This is a genomic window from Pseudonocardia sp. D17, assembly GCF_036984265.1.
Taxonomy (GTDB): Bacteria; Actinomycetota; Actinomycetes; order Mycobacteriales; family Pseudonocardiaceae; genus Pseudonocardia; species Pseudonocardia benzenivorans.
This window is the reverse complement of sequence record NZ_BPRG01000067.1, coordinates 1-2647: the sequence shown is the minus strand read 5'-3', so window position 1 is coordinate 2647 and position 2647 is coordinate 1. Positions and strand designations below refer to the sequence as shown.

Here is a 2647-nt window from a genome sequence, read left to right as displayed (position 1 = left end):
TGACAGCGGCCAGTCCAGACTCCCCGTAGGCGGCCATTTACCACCCCGGTGATGGCCGGCGTTCTCCCCGCTGGCGGCCAGATATCTCCCCGGTGATCCACAGCAAATGACCGGTGGCGAGGGTCTGCCGGTGAAGCGGAGCGAGGAGATCGTGGAGATTCTCGAGGCCTACGACCTCACGGGTAGTTACCGTGCGGCGGCCGAGTTGGCCGGGTGTGACCACCACACCGTGGCCCGATACGTGGCGCTGCGCGCGGCCGGGGAGCCGGTGGTGGCCCGTGAGCACCGGGCCCGCCCGATCGACGCCTACCTGGCCAAGATCGAGGAGCTGGTGGCCCGCTCGAACGGGCGGGTGCGCGCCGACATCGTGCATGAGCGGATCGTCGCGATGGGCTTCACCGGCGGGGAGCGCACCACCCGTCGCGCGGTGGCCGAGACGAAGGCGCGGCTGCGCGCCGGGCAGCGGCGGGTGCTGCGGCCGTGGGTGCCCGAGCCGGGCCTGTGGTTGCAGTGGGACTGGGCGGAGGGCCCACGGATCGGCGGGCGGCGGACGAACCTGTGGTGCGCGTGGCTGGCCTGGTCCCGGTTCCGGGTCGTGCTCGCGGTCTGGGACCGCACCCTGCCCACGATCGTGGCCTGCCTGGACACCACCCTGCGCCGGCTGGGTGGGGTGCCGACCTACGCGCTGACCGACAACGAGCGCACCGTCTCGGTCGACCACGTCGCCGGAGTCCCGGTGCGCAACCCGGAGATCGTGCACGTCGCCCGCCACTACGGGATGACCATCCGCACCTGCGTGCCGGCGGACCCGCAGACCAAGGGCGGCTCGGAGGCGACGGTGCGGATCTCCAAGGCCGACCTCGTGCCGACCGAGGTCAACCTCGCCGAGGAGTACCGGGTGTTCGGCCAGCTCGAAGCCGCCTGCCGGGACTGGTGCGAGAAGGTCAACACCCGCCCGCACCGCGAGACGAGGCGGCCGCCGGTGGAGATGCTCGCCGAGGAACGCCTGCGGCTGCACCCGCTGCCTTCCACTCCGTTCACGGTCGCGTTCGGCACCACGCGGCGGGTGAACTGGGACGCCACCGTCTCGGTCGAGGGAGTGCGCTACTCGGTGCCCCACGAGCTGGTCGACACCCGGGTCTGGGTCCGCTTCCACGGCGACGACCTCATCGTCACCGCCGTCGGGCAGGACGGGCCGGTCCAGGTCGCCCGGCACGGACGGTCGAGTCCGGGCAGCCCGGTCATCGACGACGCGCACTACCCGCCGCGCAGCGGCGCGGCGATCGCGCACGGCGAGCGGACGCCGCGGGCCACCAGCGCGGCGGAGGCGGCGTTCCTCGCGCTCGGGCCGGGCGCTGCGGCCTGGCTGGTCGAGGCGGCCGCGGCCGGGGCCCGCGGGGTCCGGCGGAAGATGACCGAGGCCGTCGCGCTGGCCAAGCTGCACCCGCCCGGGCAGGTCGACCAGGCCCTGGGCACCGCGGCGATCGCGGGACGGTTCGCGGAGAACGACCTGTTGCGCATCCTCGCCCACCAAGCCGGGGAGACCGTCGCCAAGCCCGCCACGCAGGCCGGTGAGACCCACAGCCTCCAGCCGGGCACCGCCGCCTGGTCCGGCTTCGGCCTGACTCCGGGCCCCGAACCAGATCCTGACCCCGGCACTGAGTCCGGCACTGAGTCCGGCCCTGGGTCCGCTGGGCCGCGACCGACTGAAGAGCCCGCATGAGCGCTACCACGACACCGAGTTCGGCGGGCTCGGCGGGTGTTGCCGGCCCGGTCGGTGATCCGCTGGCCGAGGCGGTCGAGCTCACCCGCCGACTCAAGCTCCCGCACATCCGCCGTCACCTGCTCGAGCTTGTCCCGACCGCGCGGGCCCAGCGCTGGGACCACGCCGAGCTGGTCCGGGTGCTGCTCGCCGAGGAGGCCGCCGGCCGAGACGCGACGAACCTGCGGACCCGCCGCGCCCGCGCCGGGTTCCCCGCCGGGAAGACCCTGCAGGACTGGGACGCCTCGGCCTCGACGATCCCGCGCCCGACCCAGGACGCGCTCACCAGCCTGGAGTGGGTCGGGCGGCGGGAGAACCTCTGCGTCTGCGGCCCGTCCGGGACGGGGAAGAGCCACTTCTGCGAGGCGCTCGGCCAGGCCGCGGTCGAGGCCGGGATGACCGTCGCCTGGTTCACCATCGAGGACCTCGGCGCGTTCGTCCGCCGCCACCGAGCCGACGACTCGATCACCCGCGCGCTGGCCCGGCTGATCCGCACCGATCTGATCATCATCGACGACATCGGGCTACTGCCCGTCAGCCCGGACGCCGCGGAGGGCTTCTATCGGCTCGTCGACGCCGCCTACGAACGCCGCTCGCTGGCCGTCTCGAGCAACCTGCACCCCTCGGGATTCGACGAGATCATGCCGAAGACTCTCGCCACCGCCACGGTCGACCGGCTGCTCCACCACGCCCACATCGTCGTCACGCAGGGCGACAGCTACCGCCTCGCTCAGGCGACCTCCGGCAAGGGAGTGAGCCCCTTGACCTGACCCCGAGCACCACCCCGAGGCGGGGAGATATCTGGCCGCCGTCGGGGAGAACCAACTGGCCACCAGTGGGGAGAACTACTGGCCGCCAGCGGGGATTTCAAGCTGGCCGTTGACA

General features: G+C 73.0%; 2 protein-coding genes. Both read left to right on the top strand.

Going from position 1 to position 2647, the window contains the following annotated elements; all coding sequences use genetic code 11:
- Window positions 1-130: 130 nt before the first annotated feature.
- Complete coding sequence (istA, locus tag PSD17_RS13315; RefSeq protein ID WP_013676871.1) at window positions 131-1723, top strand: IS21 family transposase; 1593 nt, start codon at window positions 131-133, stop codon at window positions 1721-1723.
- A complete protein-coding gene (gene istB, locus PSD17_RS13310) occupies window positions 1720-2532 on the top strand; it encodes an IS21-like element helper ATPase IstB (RefSeq protein WP_013676872.1) in 813 nt (270 codons plus the stop codon). The genes istA and istB overlap by 4 nt, the downstream gene beginning before the upstream one ends.
- Window positions 2533-2647 lie beyond the last annotated feature (115 nt).

Bases quoted from the DNA above. Each gene is read 5' to 3' on its own strand.
- istB (WP_013676872.1), top strand. From the start codon at position 1,720: ATGAGCGCTACCACGACACCGAGTTCGGCGGGCTCGGCGGGTGTTGCC.